The sequence below is a fragment of the Permianibacter fluminis genome (assembly GCF_013179735.1).
GTDB lineage: Bacteria > Pseudomonadota > Gammaproteobacteria > Enterobacterales > Permianibacteraceae > Permianibacter > Permianibacter fluminis.
The window spans coordinates 2,152,335-2,171,317 of sequence record NZ_JABMEG010000001.1 but is presented as its reverse complement, the minus strand read 5'-3'; the positions used below and the strand labels follow the sequence as shown (position 1 = coordinate 2,171,317).

Genomic DNA, 18,983 nt, shown 5'->3' with positions numbered 1-18,983 from the left:
TAGTCGTTGTTTGCACCAACTGTATGCCCTGCCAGGTCAATCGGGTCAAGCGTCGGGGTTGCAGAGCCAGAAAAAAAGCCGTGTCGACGATGTCGACACGGCTTTTGGCTTGCCGGGAGCAGAATCAGCCGCCTGAAGCGATTTCCGCTTTTTTGGCCCAGGTACTGGTCTCGGCAATGCGCTTGGCTGTTGGCTTCAACGCCGCAAACTGTTGCTGCAGCGCAATGGCCGTCGCATCGTCCGCGTTGCCCATCACCCCGACCTTGAACTGGGCGGTCGGCGGTTTGTCCCCCACCCACGCCCGCAGCAGCACTTCATAGAGCTCCGGTTTCTTGATCTTGGCGATCTGGGTGCCGTTGACGCTGATCGTTGTGCCTTTATCCGGGGTGAAATCGATATCAATTTCATCACCCTTGATATAGGTATCCTTGAAGGCATCAACAAACTGCATGATCTCCTTGCCGAGATCAGTGACCAGTTTACGGTCCGAATTGATGGCAATGCGTTCGCGCCACAATTGCCCCAGCCGCCGCCCATACAATTTCTCGGCGCTGATGCGCATGGCGATGCGCTTGCTCCAGATCGAGGTGGCCACCACCTCCGGATTGTTGCTGCGGTGCTCCAGATACAGCGCACCGAGATAAAGGCTGCCGGTCAGCTCGCGGGCTTCTCCGACGCCGTTCAGTACGACCTCGGCCCCCGAGGCCAGCGTATTGGTATTGACCTGATCATCGGCTGATACCGACGCGGTGGCCACCAGTGCCAGCACCATGGCCAGCATCGGCTTTATCCGCGACAGCAGGCCATCTGCATTGCGATTGCTACTCACCCCACTATCCCCCGAAGTGGGTCGGCACCAGCGTTACGCATCCTCGCCATCTGCCAACCTGCTTTCATCCCGATTGCTTCCGTGGCCATCAGGTTTTCACAGCCAACATAACAGCCCCGGCGCAAGCGTCAAGGGCCAGATGCTGGCCTGCATCAAAAAAGCAAGTGCAGAATTACCAGTTCAGCCAGAAACTGACGCGCAGCGGCCACTATTGCCCTTCAGCGCGGCAGCAAAACTGCACGGCCGGGTGCGGGCATCCAGTTGTGGCGCGATCAATTGCGTCCAGGCCAGGGCGCAGGCGGATGGCGATCCCGGCATGCAAAAGACGACCGTGCCATTGGCAACACCGGCAAACGCTCCCGACTGCATGGCGCTGCTGCCAATGTCGGCAAACGACAGCGCCCGGAATTGCTCGCCAAAACCATCGACCATCTTGTCGAGCAATGGCTGAATCGCAGCGGTCGAGCTGTCGCCATCGGTGCGCAGGCCCGTGCCGCCATTGATCAACACGACCTGGGTTTTGCTGTCGGCAATCCACGTGGCGACTTGCGCCCGCAGCTGATACTTGTTGTCCGGCAGCAAGGTTCGCGCCGCCAACACGTGGCCGGCCGCCAGCAACTGGTTCTGCAGATAGTCACCGGCACGGTCGTCAGCCAACTGGCGCGAATCCGATACGGTCAGCACAGCAATTTGCAACGGCAACAACTCGGTGGCATGGCTTTTCATGATCTGACTCCGGCAGCATCGGCGCACCACTGCTGCCATTCCTGTGGGGTATTGAGATTGTAAAATTGCGCGGCTGCGTTCGCCGGTACCGGCAAGGTCTGCGCGCCCAGCTGCTGCAACAGTGCGCGAATGGATCGGTTGCTCTCGGTCCGCAGCATCGCGGCCACCGTTGCCGGCAAAGTCTCTGAAAACGATGCACTGAGCGGCAACACAAAGGGCAACAACCAGTCTTCGTAATGCAACGCGCAGCGCCCGGCTGCGGCCACGCACAACTCCTGCAGCAAGCGTGGCGACAGTGCCGGCATATCGACCGGGACGACCAGCAATTGCTGTGGCTGTGTATACCGCGGATCCTTATTCTGCAGATCCGTATGCTGCAGATCGGTATGCGGCGACTTTGTAGCGCCAGTCAGCACCGTCAAGGCACTGTCGATGCCCGCCAACGGGCCGGCGTCAGCAACGCGATCGGCAAGGCCGCCAACCTCGGCGCCGCTGATCAGCACATCAATGCAGCCCGCTTGCCGCAACAGTGCTTGCATGTGGTCAAGCAAAGTCGGAGCGTTCGCTACCGAATCAGGTTGCGACGCTGGCAAGGGCAACAAGGCCTTGTTCCGGCCCATCCGTGAACTCCGGCCACCGGCGAGGATCAATCCTGTTGTTGGCACCGGCATGGCGGGCAGATTCTCCGGTCTTGTTTTAGTAGCGGTTCTGGATCACGCAGAACTAATTTTGAATTGTGCAAGGACAGCGCTGAATCGCTCGCCAGTGACAACACCATCTAGTTCAGCTCAACCGCCACGGCAGCGCGTCACCGAACAAACTGGCAACCGGCACTCGCACCCCTTCGCGAAAATCGCAGCGGCCTTCATCGAGCACCAGCCAGACATCGCTGTTCAATAGCGGCTTGATCTTGTGCGACTCTTGACCACTGTGGGCGCGTACCCGCAGCAAGCCATCGCCATCGACAGACAATTGCGCTTTCAAAAAATGTCGCCAATCGGCTTTCGGTTTGTGCAGCTCGCCCGACAACGCGGCCCACACTGGCGCTGGCTCGGGCACGCCTTGCATGTGCTGCAATAAAGGCAGGACAAAAAACCGGAAGCCAATCGCCGTCGACACCGGATTGCCCGGCAGGCCAAAAAACAGACTACCGTTCGGCAATCTGGCAAACAAAATCGGTTTGCCCGGCTTGATGCTGATCTTGTGAAAAATCACCTCACCACCGAGCTCACGAACCACCTGCGGAATGAAATCAAAATCACCGGCCGAAACCGCGCCAGTAGTCAGGATGATATCCGGCGTGACGCCATCACCGGGCGTGCCGGCACAGAGCTGTTGCAACTGCCGCAGCACTGCCGACGCCTCATCGGGCAACTGCCCACCGAACTGGCTCAGCATGCCTTGCTGCGCCAGCACGGCACTGAGAAACGGACTGTTGGAATTGCGGATTTGTCCGGCCGCCAGCGGCTGATTCGCGTCCGCGACCAGCTCATTGCCGGTGGCAAAATGGACCACTCGCGGTTGCCGCACAACCGACACCTCAGCGATACCGGTGCTGGCCAGCGCTGCAATGTGGGCCGGACCGATTCGAGTGCCCGGGGCGAGCACCGGCTCGGTCAGCGCAAAATCTTCACCTTGTGCGCGCACATGCTGACCAGAAGCCGGCGCCGCGTTGACGCTTATCCGGGATTGATCGGCGGACAGCTGCACGGTTTCGATCGGCAAGATCGCGTCGTAGCCAACCGGAATCGGCGCGCCGGTCATGATGCGCCAGGCCGTGCCACGCGCGTTCGCGACCACAGCCGGCGGCTGACCGGCCGCCGTCATGCCCTGCACTGGCAGCGTGATGGCGTTGCTTGCCGATGCTTCGCGCAAATCAGTGCTGCAAACCGCAAAGCCATCCATCGCCGAGTTGGCAAAGGGCGGTATGGTCTCCCGACTGAGCACGGCCTTGGCCGCGATGCGGCCGAGCACTTGCGTAAGCCCGACAGATTCCGCGGTCAGCGGCGTGGCGGCCTGCCGCAACAAAGCTTGCGCCGCTGCAAACGACATCATGATGACGCTCCTCAACCGCCGCAGGACGCCAGATGCGGCGTCGCACCGGTGTTGCCGTCATGCAGAAAGTGACTGATTTTTTTCAATTGCAGTTGGCTCTCGATGCGGGTTTTCAGTTGCAGGCGCTGCTCGTCATGCTGCAGCAGATCACGCAGCGACGTGCCGGCATCACCGAACAGACACAAACGCAGATCGCCCAGCGCGGTGACCCGCAGGCGGTTGCAACTGTCACAGAAATCCTTGCTGTACGGCGCAATCAGACCGATTTGCCCTTGATAGTCAGGGTGAACAAACTCGCGAGCCGGGCCGCCATCCCGTGTACGGGGCAGCTCCTGCCAGCCACGCTGATGCAGCGCCAGTACCAGCTCGCTGCCCGGGACATGATGGCGGTCGAAAAACTGCGCGTTGTCGCCGGTCTGCATCAGCTCGATAAAGCGCATGGACACCGGTCGCGTGCGCAGCCAATCCAGGAACCGATCGAGTTGTTGATCATTGATACCGCGCAGCAACACGGCATTGAGTTTGATGGCGGAAAAATCCAGCGTCAGCGCCTGCTCGATGCCCGCGAGAATCTCCTGCAGCTTGTCGTGACCGGTGATCGCGGCGAACGCCCGCGGGTCGAGCGAGTCGACACTGATATTGAGCGAATCCAGGCCGGCAGCGCGCCAGCTGCTGACCTGCTGCTTGAGCTTGTAGCCGTTGGTGGTCATCGCGACGCGGCGGATGCCGGGCACATTGGCCACGGTACGGATCAGCTCCGGCAGATCCTTGCGGACACTCGGCTCACCACCGGTCAGCCGGATTTTCCACATGCCGAGTTCGGCAAACGCGGTGACCAGCCGACGAATTTCATCGGCGCGCAAAAACGCGGCGTGGGCGTCACCCTCATAGCCGTTGGGCAAACAATAATTGCAGCGAAAATTGCAGACGTCGGTAATCGACAGCCGCAGATACGGGAACTGCCGCCCGTAGCGATCCTGAAGCATGAAGCTCTCCTTTCCAAACCGGGAGGCGATGCCGTTTCCCGCATCACCCTGGAGACAGTCGGCGACAACGGCCGGTGCTGTCTCGGCCGGCGGACCAGGTCGCAGTGACGGAAGGTCGGCCGGCTCGGAGTTCTGTTGCAGCGCGACAACGCTTTTCCCAGGAAAACCGGGTCGCATTGACAAACTAGGCTAACTTTCAACCTGAACGCAAATGGCTTTGTTGATCCAGATCAGTCGTCGGACCCACTAGTCGCCCCAAACTTGCATTTAATCCTCATCTTTTATCGGGTCATTGCCGGCGACGCCTACCGAGGCCATCCGCAAGCAACCGGCCCGCCGACGACAGGAGGTCTGCATGGCCGAAACCGGCGCTGTCCAACCGAACATGGCCGAAAGCCCGCGTGAAGAACGTCGCCACGAGCTGCGCGTCTTCCTGTTCCTGACCGTGGTACTGGCGCCGCTGCTGGCGGTTGCCATCGTTGGCGGCACCGGCTTTCTGATCTGGATCTTCCAGATGTTTGCCGGCCCGCCCGGCCCCGCCAACTGAGCCACGCCATGACTGCCTTCAATCGCCGCAGCCTGCTCGGTATCCAGCCCGCTGGTCACACCGCACCGGTACGGCTGCCGTGGACCCTGTCGGAAGCAGCGTTCATCGACGGCTGCAGCCGCTGCCGCGACTGCCTGCCGGTCTGCCCGACCGGCATCATCCAGCGCGGCGACGGCGGCTTTCCGGTACTCGACTTCCGGCACGGCGACTGTACCTTCTGTGGCGCCTGTGTAGACGCTTGCCACGAGCCACTGTTTCAAGCACGCAGCGAAAAACCGTTCGCGCATGTGATGCAGATTGGCGGCAACTGCCTGCCCAAGCAGGGCATCGAATGCCGCAGCTGCGGCGAAAGCTGCGAGGTCCAGGCCATCCGTTTCCAGTTCAATGCCCGCCGGCTGGCCGAACCCGCGCTCGATGCCGAGCTGTGCAATGGCTGCGGCGCCTGTGTCGCGATCTGCCCCGCCGATGCCATTGGCTTGCTCGATTTCACCCCGACTGAACGCAGTACCAGCGCGGTCCTCACATGAACGAGATCGCACATGAATGAGACCGCACATGAACGAGACACTCAGATGAATAGCGAACGCCATATCGCCAGCTTTGTCGTGTACGTGCTGCCGGAACAGATGCCGAGCCTTATCGCGCTGCTGGCGCAGTGGCCGGGCACCGACATCCGTCATCAGGATGCCAGCGGCAAATTTGTCCTGATCAACGAATGCGCCAGCTATGACGGCCTGAACCAGCTGATGAACCATTTGCATGACCAGCGCGGCGTGTTGAATGTCGCGCTGGTTTCGCATTTTGTCGCCGATGAGGCCGAGCTGAACGAACCCGCTGAACTCGAACTGCCCGCCATTTCCGCATCTACCTCACTTCCGCAACGCCATGCCCCCATCGCAACGGAGACCGCACGATGAGCAGCACTCGCCGTGATTTTCTGAAAGCCACTGCCGCCGCCAGTGCCGCCGCCGCCGCTGGCATCAGCGCACCAGCCCAAGCCACCAATCTGATCACTGACTCGGAATACACCCGGTTGAAATGGTCGAAAGCCGCCTGCCGGTTCTGCGGCACGGGCTGTTCGATCATGGTCGCGACCAAGGACAACAAAGTCGTTGCCACCCACGCCGACACGCTGTCGGAAGTCAACCGCGGCCTGAACTGCATCAAAGGCTATTTCCTGTCGAAAATCATGTACGGCAGTGATCGCCTGACCTCCCCGCTGCTGCGCAAAAAGAATGGCAAGTACGACAAGAACGGCGAATTCACCCCGGTGCCATGGTCAGAAGCCTTTGATGTGATGGAGCAGAAATTCAAAGCCGCGCTGAAAGAAAAAGGCCCCGGCGCCGTCGGCCTGTTCGGCTCCGGTCAATGGACCATCTGGGAAGGTTACGCCGCCAACAAACTGTTCAAAGCCGGCTTTCGCAGCAACAACGTCGACCCCAATGCCCGCCATTGCATGGCCTCGGCGGTCGGCGGTTTCATGCGCACCTTTGGCATCGACGAACCGATGGGTTGTTATGACGATATCGAAGCGGCCGATGCATTTGTGCTGTGGGGCTCGAACATGGCCGAGATGCACCCGATTCTGTGGACCCGGGTGACCGACCGCCGGTTGAGCAATCCGCAGGTGAAAGTGCATGTGCTGTCCACCTACGAACACCGCAGCTTTGAACTCGCCGACAACGGCATGGTGTTCGTGCCGCAAACGGATCTGGCGATCCTCAATTACATCGCCAACTACATCATCACCAACAACAAGGTGAACAAGCGCTTTGTCGATCAGCATTGCAGCTTCAAGCGCGGCGTCACCGACATTGGCTACGGCCTGCGCGAAACGCATCCGCTCGAACAAAAAGCCAAGAACGCCAAGAATGCCAACGACATGGCCGATTCGACCTTTGACGAGTTCAAGGAAATCGTCAAACCGTACACGGCCGACTATGTCAGCAAACTGTCCGGCGTTTCGGTCGACAAACTGAAAATGCTGGCCGAGCTGTATGCCGACCCGAAAGTGAAAGTGATGTCGTTCTGGACCATGGGGTTCAACCAGCACACCCGCGGGGTCTGGGCCAACAACATGATCTACAACATCCATTTGCTGGTCGGCAAAATTGCTTCGCCGGGCAACTCGCCGTTTTCACTGACCGGTCAGCCTTCCGCCTGCGGCACCGCGCGTGAAGTCGGCACATTCTCCCATCGCTTGCCGGCCGACATGGTGATCGTCAACCCCGAGCACCGCAAACACACCGAAGAAATCTGGCAGATTCCGGCCGGCACCATCCAGGACAAAAACGGCCTGCACGCGGTCGCACAGAACCGGGCACTGAAAGACGGCAAGCTCAATGCGTATTGGGTGCAGGTCAACAACAATATGCAGGCCGCGGCCAACCTGATGGAGGAAGGCTATCCGGGCTATCGCAATCCGGACAATTTCATCGTGGTCTCGGATGCCTATCCGACCGTCACCGCACAGGCTGCCGACTTGATCTTGCCGTCGGCCATGTGGGTGGAAAAGGAAGGCGCCTACGGCAATGCCGAGCGGCGCACCCAGTTCTGGCATCAATTGGTCAAGGCACCGGGTGAAGCCAAATCCGATCTCTGGCAAGTCGTTGAATTTTCCAAACGCTTCAAGACCGATGAGGTCTGGCCGAAAGAACTGCTCGATGCCAATCCGAAATTCAAGGGCAAGAGTTTGTACGAGGTGCTGTTCCGCAACGGCAAGGTAGACAAGTTTCCGGCCTCGCAGGTTGAAGCCGGTTATGACAATGATGAAGCCAAGCATTTTGGTTTCTATCTGCAGAAAGGCATCTTCGAGGAGTACGCCGAATTTGGTCGCGGCCATGGCCACGATCTGGCGAGCTTTGATACCTACCACAAAGTTCGCGGCATGCGCTGGCCGGTAGTCAATGGCGAAGAAACCCGCTGGCGCTTCCGCGAAGGCAGCGATCCCTATGTCAAGGCCAGCAAGGAAGGCATGGGCTATCACTTTTATGGCAACAAGAATGGTCGCGCCAACATCATCGGATTGCCGTACGAACCTGCTGCCGAATCGCCGGACAAGGAATACCCGTTCTGGCTGTGCACCGGCCGTGTGCTCGAGCACTGGCATTCCGGCTCGATGACCGGACGGGTGCCGGAACTGTACCGGGCGTTTCCGAACGCCGTTTGCTTCATGCATCCGGATGACGCGACTGCACTCGGGCTGCGCCGCGGCGATGAAGTCAATCTGCAATCGCGGCGCGGCGAAATGCGCACCCGCATCGAAACCCGCGGCCGCAACAAGCCACCGAAAGGTCTGGTGTTCGTGCCCTGGTTCGATGCCTCGCAGCTGATCAACAAAGTCACGCTCGACGCGACCGACCCCATTTCGAAACAGACCGACTTCAAGAAATGCGCCATCAAGATCGTCAAGGTGTGAGGAGAACCGTCATGACCCAATTCTTTGTGGCGCTGGTTTTGGCGCTGCCGCTGTTTACCCTGTCGGCACCGAGTCTGGCGGCCGACGCCGCCTACAACGCCTTGCGTGGCTCGGTACCAATCAATGAAGAAGGCAAACCGGCGCCGATGTACACCACGGAAAACAAGGACATCAAACGGCCGCGCGCCTACTCGATGCAGCCGCCGACCATTCCGCACAAAATCGATGGCTATCAGGTCGATCAGTACGCCAACAAGTGCCTGTCCTGCCATTCCCGGGTACGCACTGGCGAGTCACAGGCACCGATGGTCAGCGTCACCCACTATCAGGATCGCGACGGCAATTTCCTCGCTGAGATTTCTCCACGTCGCTACTTCTGTGGCCAGTGCCACGTGGCGCAGGTCGACGCCAAGCCGTTGGTGGTCAATACCTTTGAAGATGTCGATGAAATCCTGAAACGAAAGGCGGCCAAACCTGGGCAGTAACCGTCCGGCAGAGCAAGAACACAGCGCTAGCAGTTGCAGCAGCAAATGCTGACTGCACGGCGCATCAATCGGATTCAGGAGAGATCATGGGAAATTGGCGTCCGGTCGTCTGGTTCAAATCACAGTGGGCGACACTGAGCAAACCGAGCAAGCATTACAGCCTCGGCTTCCTGACGGCCGGCGGCTTTGTCGCCGGCATCATGTTCTGGGGCGGCTTCAACACCGCGCTGGAAGCTACCAACACCGAAAAATTCTGTACCAGCTGCCACGAGATGCGCGACAACGTATTTCAGGAGCTGAAATCAACCATCCACTACAGCAATCGCTCCGGCGTCCGGGCCACTTGCCCGGATTGCCACGTGCCGCACCAATGGACTGACAAAATCGCCCGCAAGATGCAGGCATCCAAGGAAGTCTGGGGCAAGATTTTCGGCACCATCAATACCCGGGAAAAATTTCTGGAAAAACGCCGGGAGCTGGCCGAGCACGAATGGTTACGCCTGAAAACCAATGACTCGCTGGAGTGTCGCAACTGCCACAACTTCCAGTTCATGGATTTCACCCGGCAGAGTCCGCGCGCCCAAGGCATGCATTCGACTGCGCTGGCCTCCGGCGAAAAAACCTGCATTGATTGTCACAAGGGTATCGCCCATCAACTACCCGACATGAGCGGAGTGGAAGGCTGGCAATAACACGTCCACGTGCGTGCTTAGCATAAGCACTGACCGGCATTTTTCTGCATGCGGCAGCGGGGTCGGCGCAGCCGTTCAGGCCGCGCCGTCTGCCAGCGGAATGCTGAAGTGGAACGTGGTGGTCTTTTCCAGCTCGGAACGGAACCCGATGCTGCCACCATGCAACTCCACCAGTTGTTTGCTGATCACAAGGCCCAGGCCGGTGCCGGGCATCCGGGCATTGCCAAGGGCCTCAACCTGCTGAAATTTCTGGAACAGCAAACCCTGCTTGTCGAGCGGAATGCCGGCGCCCTCGTTGTGTACGGCAAAGTGCACCTGCTGGCCATGCGCGGTCACTTCCAGCGTCACGGTAGACCCCTCTCGCGCATGCTTTACCGCATTCGACAGCAAATTCCCGAGCACCTGCAGCAGGCGATGTTCATCGGCCCATAGCTGGCTGTGCCGTGCCGGTTCTGACAAGGTCAGCGCCAGTTTGATGGCAAATTTCTCGGCAAGACCGGCAGCCATCGACAACGCCTTTTCCGCCAGTGCCGACACCGACACCGATTGCCGCAACAGTGTCAGATGACCAGCTTCCATCTTGGTCAGGTCGAGAATGTCATTGACCAAGCGCAGCAACAAATCGGCGTTGCGATTGGCCATTTGAATCAGCTGAGTCGCTGCAGGCGGCAGCTTGGCAAAGTTGTCACTGGCCAGTAGCGCGAGCGACCCACACACCGAGGTCAGCGGCGAACGCAGTTCATGGCTGACCATCGCGACGAATTCGGTGCGGAGCGTATCGAAGTCACGCATCCGATTCAGTTGTTGCCGCAGCTTCAACAAATGCTCCACCTGACGCGCCAAGGCCTGCAGGCTGTGCAATTGCTGCGCGGTCAGCTGGTGCGGTTCGTGGTGTATGACGCAGAGCGTACCGAGTTTGTGTTCACCATCGAGTGACAGCGGCACCCCGGCATAGAAAACAACGTCAGGTGCGCCGGTGGTCAGCGGATTGTCGTGAAAGCGTTGGTCGGCGCGGGCATCCTCGACCACCATGGGCTGGTCACCGAGAATCACATGGGCGCAAAAGGCAAATTCGCGCGGCGTTTCCCGTGCGGCCAAGCCGTGATGCGATTTGAACCATTGCCGATCCTGATCGATCAGGCTGACCAGCGCGATGGGCACACCGGCGATCTGGGCGGCAATCGCGGTCAGATCGTCATACGCCTGCTCTTCCAGTGAATCCAGAATATTGAGTTCGCGCAGGACGCGCAGTCGTTCGGATTCATTGGTGGGGAGCGGGGCTGAAATCATGCTGTCTCGTCGAAGCCGGATTCAAAATGGGCCATGCGTGAAAGTCAGTCTAGCAGTCATTCCGACCCGCCGTGACCTTCGGCACGGTCCGCGACCACGGTCTGCAAATGGCGCATGAAGGCATCGACCAACACCGAGCGATACGCCTTGCGGTGCCGGACCAGATGCCAGCGCGTCTGCAGCGGAAAGCCGATTACCGGCAGGCGTACCAGACCGTCGGCATCGGCCGCGGCAAGCGCATGACGCGAGACGATGCCAAGCCCGAGCCCGCCCGCAACGGCCTGCTTGATCGCTTCGTTGCTGCCGAGCTCCATGCGGATGCGCGGGGCAAAATCATGGCCGGCAAAAAACTGATCACAGGCGATACGGGTGCCGGAACCGGGCTCGCGCAAAATGAACGGTTCATCCTGCAGCGCGCCCAGCAGCAATTGCCGACCCGCCAGGGCATGGCCGGTTGGCGCAATCAGGTCCAGCGGATTGTCGAGAATCGGCGTCTGTTCGATCGGCATGTTCTGCGGTGGCGCACTCATGATGTAGACATCATCAAGCTGCTCGCCGAGTCGCTGGAGAATGCGGTCGCGGTTGGCCACTTCCAGCGCAATCTCAACGCCCGGGTAGGCCTGACAAAAGCTGCCGAGCCAGCGCGGCAAAAAGTATTTGGCGGTGCTGACAATCGCGACACGGAGCCGGCCCTGACGCAGACCGCGCAAATCGGCGAGCTCGGCCTGCACGGCTTCCCAGCGCTGGAACATGTCGACCGCCGCCCGCTGCAGTACGTTTCCGGCCGGCGTCAGCACCAGCTTGCGGCCACGGTTGTCGAACAGCGGCTCGCCGATGCTGTCGGCCAGCGCCTTCAATTGCATCGACACCGTCGGCTGGGTCACGTGCAGCCTGCGCGCCGCCTCGCTGATGCCGCCGTATTCGGCCACCGCCTTGAACAGCTCCAGTTGGCGCAGGGTCACATGCAGGCTCATCGCTTATCCATAACCTATTCACTATTGATTAAATAAGAATAATCGATTTTTACTTATTTGACCGCGTCCGTACCATGCCGCCCCGTTTGCCCCGTCAACGGAGACCGTCATGTCTGCCCTGCTCGACCCCGTCATTCTGTTCTTTGTCCTCGGCCTGTTGGCCGGGGTGGTCGGTTCGAAACTGGACGTGCCCTCGGCCATCGTCCGCTTCCTGTCCATCTACCTGCTGATGGCCATCGGCCTGAAAGGCGGCATTGCGCTCGCCGAGGCCGGGCTCAGCAAGCCGGTGCTGGTGACGCTGGCCGGCGCCATGCTGCTGGCCTTTGCCATTCCCCTGCTCGCGCACCAGATCGTCAAGCGTCTGACCGACCCGTACAACGCGGCTGCACTTGCCGCGACCTATGGCTCGGTGAGCGCAGTGACCTTCATCACCGCCAACCAATTCCTCGGCTATGCCGGCGTACCGTTCGGCGGTCACATGACGGTGGCGTTGGTGGTGATGGAAACCCCGGCGGTGATCATGGGTCTGTGGCTGGCAACCCGGACGCGGCACCAGCTCGGCCACAGTGAAGCGAGTGCCGCGCATGCGCATACGCCACTCGGCATGTTGCGCGAATGCCTGACCGATGGCGGTCAGGTGATTCTGCTCGGCAGCCTGGTGATTGGTTTCGTGGTTGGCCCGACTGGCGCCGAACCGCTGCTGCCGCTGATCAAATGGTTGTTCAAAGGCCTGCTGGCGATTTTCCTGCTCGACATGGGCTGGCAAGTAGCGCAGCACCTGCCGAACGCGCGCAAACAATCACCATGGCTGCTGATTTACGCGGTTGTCGCGCCCATGCTGCACGCGCTGCTCGCGATTGGTTTTGCCTGGGCGACCGGCATGAGCATCGGCGATGCCACCCTGCTCGCCGTGCTCGCTGCCAGCGCTTCCTACATCGTGGTGCCGGCAGTCGTGCGCGATGCGATTCCGGAAGCGAGCCCGGCGGTGTTTCTTGGCATGTCACTCGGCGTGACCTTTCCGTTCAATATCCTGATTGGCATACCGCTGTATTACGGCATGGCGAGTGCAGTGTTGGGCTGAAGCGGCAACTCAAACAAAAACAGTGTAATGATTGCCTGTCTGATCCCCCTCCTTGTCAAGGGCGAAGCAGGGTGAAGCTCAGTGCAGATGCACTGAGCGCCTGCGAAGCGCCAAGCCCTCTGGGATTGGCTGGGCGGGGTTAGGGGTGGTTGAGTGAAGATCGCAAATGATGTCCGAGTACTGGGAGCATTGGACACTTTGCGGACATGAACTAATCGGGTCGTACAACGGACCGCCAAGTGCGCTGAGTTGAACCACCCCCAGCCCCTCCTTGACAAGGAGGGGAGCAATACACAACCCGATCTGTAACGCGTAAAGCCCTGGCTACATTGCTAATCACCTCTCGGCGCCAACAACGGCGCCGCATCGCCCGCCAGCAACTGACCAATGCGCTGGCACCAATGCGGCAAATCAAATGCTTGCTGGTGCACCCAGTCATCGTTGAACAGCGTATGCGCGTAGCGCTCGCCGCTGTCGCAGATCAGCGTCACTACCGAGCCGGTTTCGCCGCGTGCGCGCATCTGCTGCATCAGCTCCAGTGCAGCAATGAATTGGGTGCCGGTCGAGCCACCGACGCGCCGATCCAGCAGCCGCTCCAGCTCACGCACCGCCGCGACGCTGGCAGCGTCCGGCACTTTCACCATGTGGTCGATGAGCTGCGGCATAAACGAAGGCTCACAGCGCGGCCGACCAATGCCCTCGATGCGTGAAGGTTCGGTGCAGGTCAGCGTGCGGCGTTGCTGCTGCCAGCACGCATAAAACACCGAGTGCTCCGGATCGGCGACGCAAAGTTCGGTGTCGTGCCGGCGGTAACGCAGGTAGCGACCGAGCGTGGCGGAGGTACCTCCCGTGCCGGCACTGCACACCAGCCAGCGCGGCAACGGGTGCGGCTCGCGCTGCATCTGCTGAAAAATGGCTTCGGCGATATTGTTGTTGCTGCGCCAATCGGTCACCCGTTCGGCGTTGCTGAATTGATCCAGATAGTGGCCTTTGCGCTCGCTGGCAATGCGGGTGGCGTCGGCATAGACCTGCGCCGGCGACTCGACAAAATGACAGCTGCCACCATAGAAATGAATCGCCCGCACTTTTTCGGGCGAGGTGGTTCGCGGCATCACCGCGACAAACGGCAAACCCAACAGCCGGGCAAAATACGCCTCCGAAACGGCGGTGTTGCCGCTAGAGGCTTCAACCAAGGTGGTGTCGGCGTGGATGTCGCCGTTGCACAAACCAAACAGCAGCAGCGACCGCGCCAGCCGATGCTTCAATGAACCACTCGGATGAGTCGATTCGTCCTTGAAGTACAAATCAATGCTGGGAAAACCGGGCAACGGCAGCGGGATCAAATGGGTATCGGCGGAGCGTTGAAAGTCCGCCTCGATGCGCTCGATCGCTTGCGCCACCCAGAGTCGCTGCGCGGCCCTCACGCCACCCCCAGCTGGCTCAGTTCACGCTCGATTTTGTCCAGCTCTTCAACCGCGACCCGGGTGATCTCGGCCTGCACCTCGGCATTCTCCAATTCAATGGCCTGCTCACCAAAATCGGCCGACAAGCCCTTGCTGTAATCGGCCTTGATGGCCGCGATACGCTTTTGCAATTCGTCACGGCGTTTGATCAGGTATTCGATGCGCTGATTGCGATCTGGCATGGCAGCAACTCCAAAGAGGACGACTCTGACGTTGACTGTAGGCAATGCCGGCGATTCCGGGGCTGATCCGGATCATATTCCCGGTCAAATCCTTCGCCTTCGTACCAATTATCGCGGCAACGGGCTGGCCTGAGTTCCACGCAAACGGCTTGCCGGTCGGCAAAAGCTTGCCGGTACGGTCGCCGCGTCAGCGCAGGAGTCAAACCAAATCAATGCCTTAACGGCATGAACGCGCCAAGTGCGAGCTGGTCCCGTTATTGCTCCAGTAGCAACGCCCGCCGACCGCTGGACAACAGTTTTGCTCGGCGCGGCCGATACCCTGTCAGCCCCGTGTGCGGCGCAGGGAGTTGCCGGCACGTGTCCGTCACTGGATTGGCAACAGCAGCCGTTTCGCCATCACGCTTGAACGGCCGCCGTCATTGCTACACCGCGCAGTCGAGCCGTCGCGCCAGACAGGGAGAACCGCATGAATTTGTCGACTCTGCTCGGATTCGGCCTCGGCCTGATTCTGATCGGGCTGGTCATTGCGCTGACCGCGCACGATGCCCGCGCCTATTTCGACGGCGCCAGCTTGCTGGTGGTAATCGGCGGCACTATCGCTGCCACTCTGGTTTCCTACCCAATGGCGGAAGTGCGCCGCGTGCTGCTGTCGCTGCGTCGGGCCATGCACGAAGAAAAACTCGCGCCCGGGCGCGCCATCGACGAACTGGTCGAAATGGCCAAGCACTGGAACCGTGGCGATGCCCGCGAAGTGGAAAACCGTTTGCAGCACAGCCGCAACGGCTTCCTGCGCACCGGCGTGCAACTGCTGCTCGACAAGGCCCCGCCGGAAGATGTGATGACGCTGCTGCAATGGCGTATCGCCCGCCTAAAAGCCAAAGAGCGCGCCGAGGCGCAGATTTTTCGCTCGATGGCCGCATTCGCGCCAGCGTTCGGCATGGTCGGCACGCTGCTGGGCCTTATCAACATGCTGCAGATCATGGCTGACCGCAATCTGATGGAGATCGGCGCCAACATGGCGCTGGCCCTGATCACCACGTTCTATGGTTTGCTGCTCGCCAATCTGGTGTTCAAACCGGTCGCAATCAAACTGGAGCGGCACACCGAACAGAGGGTGATGCTGATGACCATGGTGATGGAAGGCATTTCGCTGCTGTCGCAACGGCGCAGCCCGGCCGTGCTGCGCGAAACTTTGCAATCGTTTATCTATCACTACGACAACGAACTCGATGCACCGCCGCTGGAAGCTGACGAACCGGATTTCAATGAGGCTCCCGCCAACCGCGTTCGCACCCGACAAGCGGGCGCTTTGATTTAACACTGACGCCCCCTGCGAAGGGGGAGGCCGGAAGGGGGTGATTTCCGTGTCGAATCACCCGCCTTAACCGACATCAGTGAGCTGAACGTTTGTTTTGCACGCCCAGCCCGAATTGATTTCGAAATGAGCACACCAACATGAACGATGGTCATAAATTCGCCCACCTCTCCGCCCTGCACCAGCTCTATGCCATCGAGCACAGCGAAGAGCCGGAAGAAAACTGGGTGCTGTCCTATCTGGATGTGTTCGCGCTGATCGCCACGCTGTTCATCGTGCTGACCGTATTGGCGCAACTGAAACTGGAACAGCAAGTCGCCGAGAACCAGCAGCAGAAAAAGGAGCTGCAACAAAGCCAGCAATCCGTCAGCGCGCTTACTGAACAAATCAGCGCGCTGACTGCGCCCGCCACCGATGCCGCCATCGCCGTGTTGCCGGCAACGCGGCCAACCAGCTCATCGGAAAGCCTGCCGGAATCCCTGACCCGGTTGTTGGCTGAACAGAATTGGGGGGATCAAATCGCCATCAAGGCCCATGATGATTACACCGAACTGCAAATTCGCGATCGGGTACTGTTCACCAGCGCCGCCGCCGAACTGTTGCCGGAGGGCCAGTCCTTGCTGAACCGGCTGGTGCCACTGCTTGGCAAAACGCACGGCACCATTTACATCGAAGGCCACACCGACAATCAACCCATCGACACGCCGCGCTTTCACTCCAATTGGGAGCTCGCCGCTGCGCGCGCCACGAACGTGCTGCAATTCTTCGCCGACCATGGCATTCCCGGCGCCCGTCTGCGTGCCGTCAGTGTCGCCGATACTGCCCCCGTCGCCAGCAACGCCGACGAGGCTGGTCGCGCACAAAACCGGCGGGTGAGCTTGCTGATACGGCAGAACGAATCGAGTCCGGTGCAGGTTGCGACTCGCTGAGCGGGGCAGGTCAGGTCAGGTCAGGTCAGGTCAGGTCAGGTCAGGTCGGGACAGGACAGGACAGGACAGGACAGTGCAAAATGTACGGCTTTCTTTGACAGCAATAACCAAGTGGTGGGACGTACAAGCAGGCGTTGCTTGAAATGAGTTTTGAGCGGGAGGGCGCTAATTTAATGTACTTGGATCAATACAGTTCGATTCAAGGTTCTATTGACGTTGCTGGCATAATGCCCAAGGCCTTGATGGCGACATCCATCCGTGCCACCACGGACTCATCAACGGTCTTGCGCGAATACAGGATGTAAACCGGGTCTTCATGCAACAAATCCGGCAACTGATACAGCGCCTGCTGGTCCGCCGCCTCCAGCCGTGACGGCCACACTTCATCACCCAATAGCAAATCGCCGCGCTTGCCGACCAGCAAGCGTACGCCCTGACTGAACTGCTTGAATTCGATCACCTTGTTCGGCTGTTTCTGCAGTCCTTCGTAATACGTGCCAAACCAGCCTTGACCCGGGCCAATCAACCGCCAGCCCTCGTCGATCAATTGCGGTGCGGTTTTACCCTGTACCCGCGTCTTGTCCGCCACCCGCGCCCAAACCCGGATTCGCTCCGTCCGGTACGGCAAGGAAAAATAGCCGAACGCTTCCCGCTCAGGCACCTTGCTCGCACCGATCACAAGATCAATCTCGCCGTTGCGCAGCATCTCCATCCGTCGCGGCAACGTCACCCGATGATTGGACAGGATGACCTCAATCTGGCAACGCGCCTTGTCTGCTACCCGCATCAAAAACAGATCGTCCTCGTCCGGCACGGAATCATGATTGCGAATCACCCGCAGCGGCGCCCCGCACGATTCCTTCTCGGCCGCCCCAGCAACCATCGGAGACAGTAAAACCAGCAATACGATCGCAAGCCGACTCAACGCCAAACCTCACCTGCTGCCCACAGACAGCGCCAACATTTGCGCAGTGCATGGAGACTAATGTAGCGCAGAACACCGCGGTGAACTGCCCAGCAATACCGAATGGCTGGCGCAGAAAAAGCAAAAGCCGACAGTGACGTCGGCTTTTGTTGGAGTTGGTCGGGGTGGCGGGATTCGAACCCACGACCACTTGCACCCCATGCAAGTGCGCTACCAGGCTGCGCTACACCCCGAATCGCCGTTACGCCCGGAGGGCGCAAAAGCGGACGCGCATGATAGCGGATTTGTTGGGGTTGGTCAGCTTGGGATTGGGATGGATTGGAAGTACGGCGGTGAGCGTGGGAAGATCGGTGGTTTTGTGAGCAATTCGGGATGAATCGATGACCGCGGCTTCGACCTCCGCAACCACCCCTAGCCCCTCCTTGGGAAGGAGGGGGATCAAAAGTGTTATTTCTTCAGGATGATCAGCAACTGTTCGAGATCTTCGATCACCCGCTGGATGGTGTCAGCTTCGGGTTTGTCGTCGCCGGCTTTTTCATTGGTCAGTTGCTGGCGGGCACCGCCGATGGTGTAGCCCTGCTCGTAGAGCAGCGAACGGATTTGCCGGATGAGCACGACGTCTTCGCGCTGGTAATAACGGCGGTTGCCGCGGCGCTTGACCGGTGACAGCTGGGGGAATTCCTGCTCCCAGTAGCGGAGCACGTGCGGCTTGACCAGGCACAGCTCAGCGACCTCACCGATGGTGAAGTAGCGCTTGGCCGGGATGGGCAGGAATTCGTTATTGTTGCTCGCTTCCAGCATACGCTTCTACTCGGGCCTTGAGCTTTTGGCCCGGCCGGAAAGTGACCACCCGGCGGGCGCTGATCGGGATTTCCCGACCAGTCTTGGGGTTACGCCCCGGCCGCTGGTTCTTGTCGCGCAATTCAAAGTTGCCGAAGCCGGAGAGTTTGACCTGCTCACCGCGCTCAAGCGCCCCTCGCAGCTCTTCGAAGAAGGCTTCGACGAGCTCCTTGGCTTCCCGCTTGTTCAGGCCGAGCTCTTCATACAACCGCTCGGCCATCTCTGCCTTGGTCAGTGCCATGAGGC

21 protein-coding genes, 1 tRNA gene and 1 riboswitch are annotated in these 18,983 nt (G+C 59.8%); of the genes, 9 read left to right on the top strand and 13 right to left on the bottom strand.

The features are described 5' to 3' along the window. Nucleotides 1-124: 124 nt before the first annotated feature. From HPT27_RS09455 to moaA, 5 genes are all read right to left on the bottom strand, one after another. Entirely contained in the window at nt 125-829 is a 705-nt protein-coding gene (locus tag HPT27_RS09455; protein ID WP_172242237.1) for a chalcone isomerase family protein, read from the bottom strand. Between the two features lie 180 nt (nt 830-1,009). Further along, nucleotides 1,010-1,555 carry a molybdenum cofactor biosynthesis protein B gene (gene moaB / locus HPT27_RS09450; protein ID WP_172242234.1) on the bottom strand — a complete coding sequence of 182 codons (546 nt, stop codon included), beginning with the start codon at nt 1,553-1,555 and terminating at the stop codon, nt 1,010-1,012. Beyond that, complete coding sequence (gene mobA, locus HPT27_RS09445) at nt 1,552-2,226, bottom strand: molybdenum cofactor guanylyltransferase (RefSeq protein WP_268935737.1); 675 nt, start codon at nt 2,224-2,226, stop codon at nt 1,552-1,554. Before mobA ends, moaB begins: the two co-directional genes overlap by 4 nt. Before the next feature lie 112 nt (nt 2,227-2,338). Beyond that, nucleotides 2,339-3,610 (bottom strand): molybdopterin molybdotransferase MoeA, encoded by a 1,272-nt coding sequence (locus HPT27_RS09440; RefSeq protein ID WP_172242231.1) that lies wholly within the window; start codon nt 3,608-3,610, stop codon nt 2,339-2,341. A gap of 11 nt (nt 3,611-3,621) precedes the next feature. Continuing rightward, nucleotides 3,622-4,596: a GTP 3',8-cyclase MoaA gene (gene moaA / locus HPT27_RS09435; RefSeq protein ID WP_172242228.1), complete on the bottom strand. Its 975-nt coding sequence runs from the start codon at nt 4,594-4,596 to the stop codon at nt 3,622-3,624. Next, nucleotides 4,590-4,738, bottom strand: a riboswitch (molybdenum cofactor riboswitch). It overlaps the preceding gene by 7 nt. A 213-nt stretch (nt 4,739-4,951) precedes the next feature. Here moaA and napE point away from each other — a divergent pair. The 6 genes from napE (at nt 4,952) to HPT27_RS09405 (ending at nt 9,738) form a co-directional block, all read left to right on the top strand. Continuing rightward, entirely contained in the window at nt 4,952-5,143 is a 192-nt protein-coding gene (napE, locus tag HPT27_RS09430; RefSeq protein ID WP_172242225.1) for a periplasmic nitrate reductase, NapE protein, read from the top strand. Nucleotides 5,144-5,151: 8 nt separating this feature from the next. Continuing rightward, nucleotides 5,152-5,670: a ferredoxin-type protein NapF gene (gene napF, locus HPT27_RS09425; RefSeq protein WP_172242222.1), complete on the top strand. Its 519-nt coding sequence runs from the start codon at nt 5,152-5,154 to the stop codon at nt 5,668-5,670. 45 nt (nt 5,671-5,715) lie between these two features. Further along, nucleotides 5,716-6,060 carry a chaperone NapD gene (locus HPT27_RS09420; RefSeq protein WP_172242219.1) on the top strand — a complete coding sequence of 115 codons (345 nt, stop codon included), beginning with the start codon at nt 5,716-5,718 and terminating at the stop codon, nt 6,058-6,060. Beyond that, on the top strand, nt 6,057-8,561 hold the full coding sequence (napA, locus tag HPT27_RS09415) for a periplasmic nitrate reductase subunit alpha (protein WP_172242216.1): 2,505 nt from the start codon (nt 6,057-6,059) through the stop codon (nt 8,559-8,561). The genes HPT27_RS09420 and napA overlap by 4 nt, the downstream gene beginning before the upstream one ends. An 11-nt stretch (nt 8,562-8,572) precedes the next feature. Beyond that, the gene (locus HPT27_RS09410) at nt 8,573-9,046 is read left to right on the top strand and encodes a nitrate reductase cytochrome c-type subunit (protein ID WP_172242213.1); all 474 of its coding nucleotides are present in this window, start codon (nt 8,573-8,575) and stop codon (nt 9,044-9,046) included. A gap of 86 nt (nt 9,047-9,132) precedes the next feature. Next, on the top strand, nt 9,133-9,738 hold the full coding sequence (locus tag HPT27_RS09405) for a cytochrome c3 family protein (protein ID WP_172242210.1): 606 nt from the start codon (nt 9,133-9,135) through the stop codon (nt 9,736-9,738). 75 nt (nt 9,739-9,813) lie between these two features. Here HPT27_RS09405 and HPT27_RS09400 read toward each other — a convergent pair whose 3' ends face one another. Next, a complete protein-coding gene (locus HPT27_RS09400) occupies nt 9,814-11,028 on the bottom strand; it encodes a GAF domain-containing sensor histidine kinase (RefSeq protein WP_172242207.1) in 1,215 nt (404 codons plus the stop codon). Between the two features lie 56 nt (nt 11,029-11,084). Continuing rightward, nucleotides 11,085-12,002, bottom strand: a complete 918-nt coding sequence (locus HPT27_RS09395) for a LysR family transcriptional regulator (protein WP_172242204.1) — start codon at nt 12,000-12,002, stop codon at nt 11,085-11,087. Nucleotides 12,003-12,111: 109 nt separating this feature from the next. On the opposite strand from HPT27_RS09395, the gene HPT27_RS09390 reads away from it, so the two are divergent. Continuing rightward, entirely contained in the window at nt 12,112-13,083 is a 972-nt protein-coding gene (locus HPT27_RS09390) for a sodium-dependent bicarbonate transport family permease (RefSeq protein ID WP_172242201.1), read from the top strand. Between the two features lie 332 nt (nt 13,084-13,415). On the opposite strand, the gene HPT27_RS09385 is transcribed toward HPT27_RS09390, so the two are convergent. Together HPT27_RS09385 and HPT27_RS09380 are read right to left on the bottom strand one after the other, a co-directional pair. Next, nucleotides 13,416-14,507 (bottom strand): PLP-dependent cysteine synthase family protein, encoded by a 1,092-nt coding sequence (locus HPT27_RS09385; RefSeq protein WP_172242198.1) that lies wholly within the window; start codon nt 14,505-14,507, stop codon nt 13,416-13,418. Continuing rightward, nucleotides 14,504-14,728, bottom strand: a complete 225-nt coding sequence (locus HPT27_RS09380; RefSeq protein ID WP_172242195.1) for a hypothetical protein — start codon at nt 14,726-14,728, stop codon at nt 14,504-14,506. The genes HPT27_RS09385 and HPT27_RS09380 overlap by 4 nt, the downstream gene beginning before the upstream one ends. Nucleotides 14,729-15,194: 466 nt before the next feature. Here HPT27_RS09380 and HPT27_RS09375 point away from each other — a divergent pair, with 466 nt between their 5' ends. Both HPT27_RS09375 and HPT27_RS09370 read left to right on the top strand, forming a co-directional pair. Beyond that, on the top strand, nt 15,195-16,046 hold the full coding sequence (locus tag HPT27_RS09375) for a motility protein A (protein WP_172242192.1): 852 nt from the start codon (nt 15,195-15,197) through the stop codon (nt 16,044-16,046). Nucleotides 16,047-16,183: 137 nt separating this feature from the next. After that, nucleotides 16,184-16,972: an OmpA/MotB family protein gene (locus tag HPT27_RS09370; protein ID WP_172242189.1), complete on the top strand. Its 789-nt coding sequence runs from the start codon at nt 16,184-16,186 to the stop codon at nt 16,970-16,972. Nucleotides 16,973-17,171: 199 nt separating this feature from the next. Here the strand turns inward: HPT27_RS09370 and HPT27_RS09365 are convergent, their stop codons facing one another. The 4 genes from HPT27_RS09365 to ihfA all read right to left on the bottom strand — a co-directional run bounded on the left by HPT27_RS09365 (nt 17,172) and on the right by ihfA (nt 18,978). Beyond that, the gene (locus HPT27_RS09365; protein ID WP_172242186.1) at nt 17,172-17,807 is read right to left on the bottom strand and encodes a substrate-binding periplasmic protein; all 636 of its coding nucleotides are present in this window, start codon (nt 17,805-17,807) and stop codon (nt 17,172-17,174) included. Between the two features lie 246 nt (nt 17,808-18,053). Continuing rightward, nucleotides 18,054-18,130 (bottom strand) — tRNA-Pro (locus HPT27_RS09360). A 214-nt stretch (nt 18,131-18,344) separates the two neighbouring features. Continuing rightward, complete coding sequence (locus tag HPT27_RS09355) at nt 18,345-18,698, bottom strand: MerR family transcriptional regulator (protein ID WP_172242183.1); 354 nt, start codon at nt 18,696-18,698, stop codon at nt 18,345-18,347. Beyond that, entirely contained in the window at nt 18,676-18,978 is a 303-nt protein-coding gene (gene ihfA / locus HPT27_RS09350) for an integration host factor subunit alpha (protein WP_172242180.1), read from the bottom strand. Before ihfA ends, HPT27_RS09355 begins: the two co-directional genes overlap by 23 nt. Nucleotides 18,979-18,983 lie beyond the last annotated feature (5 nt).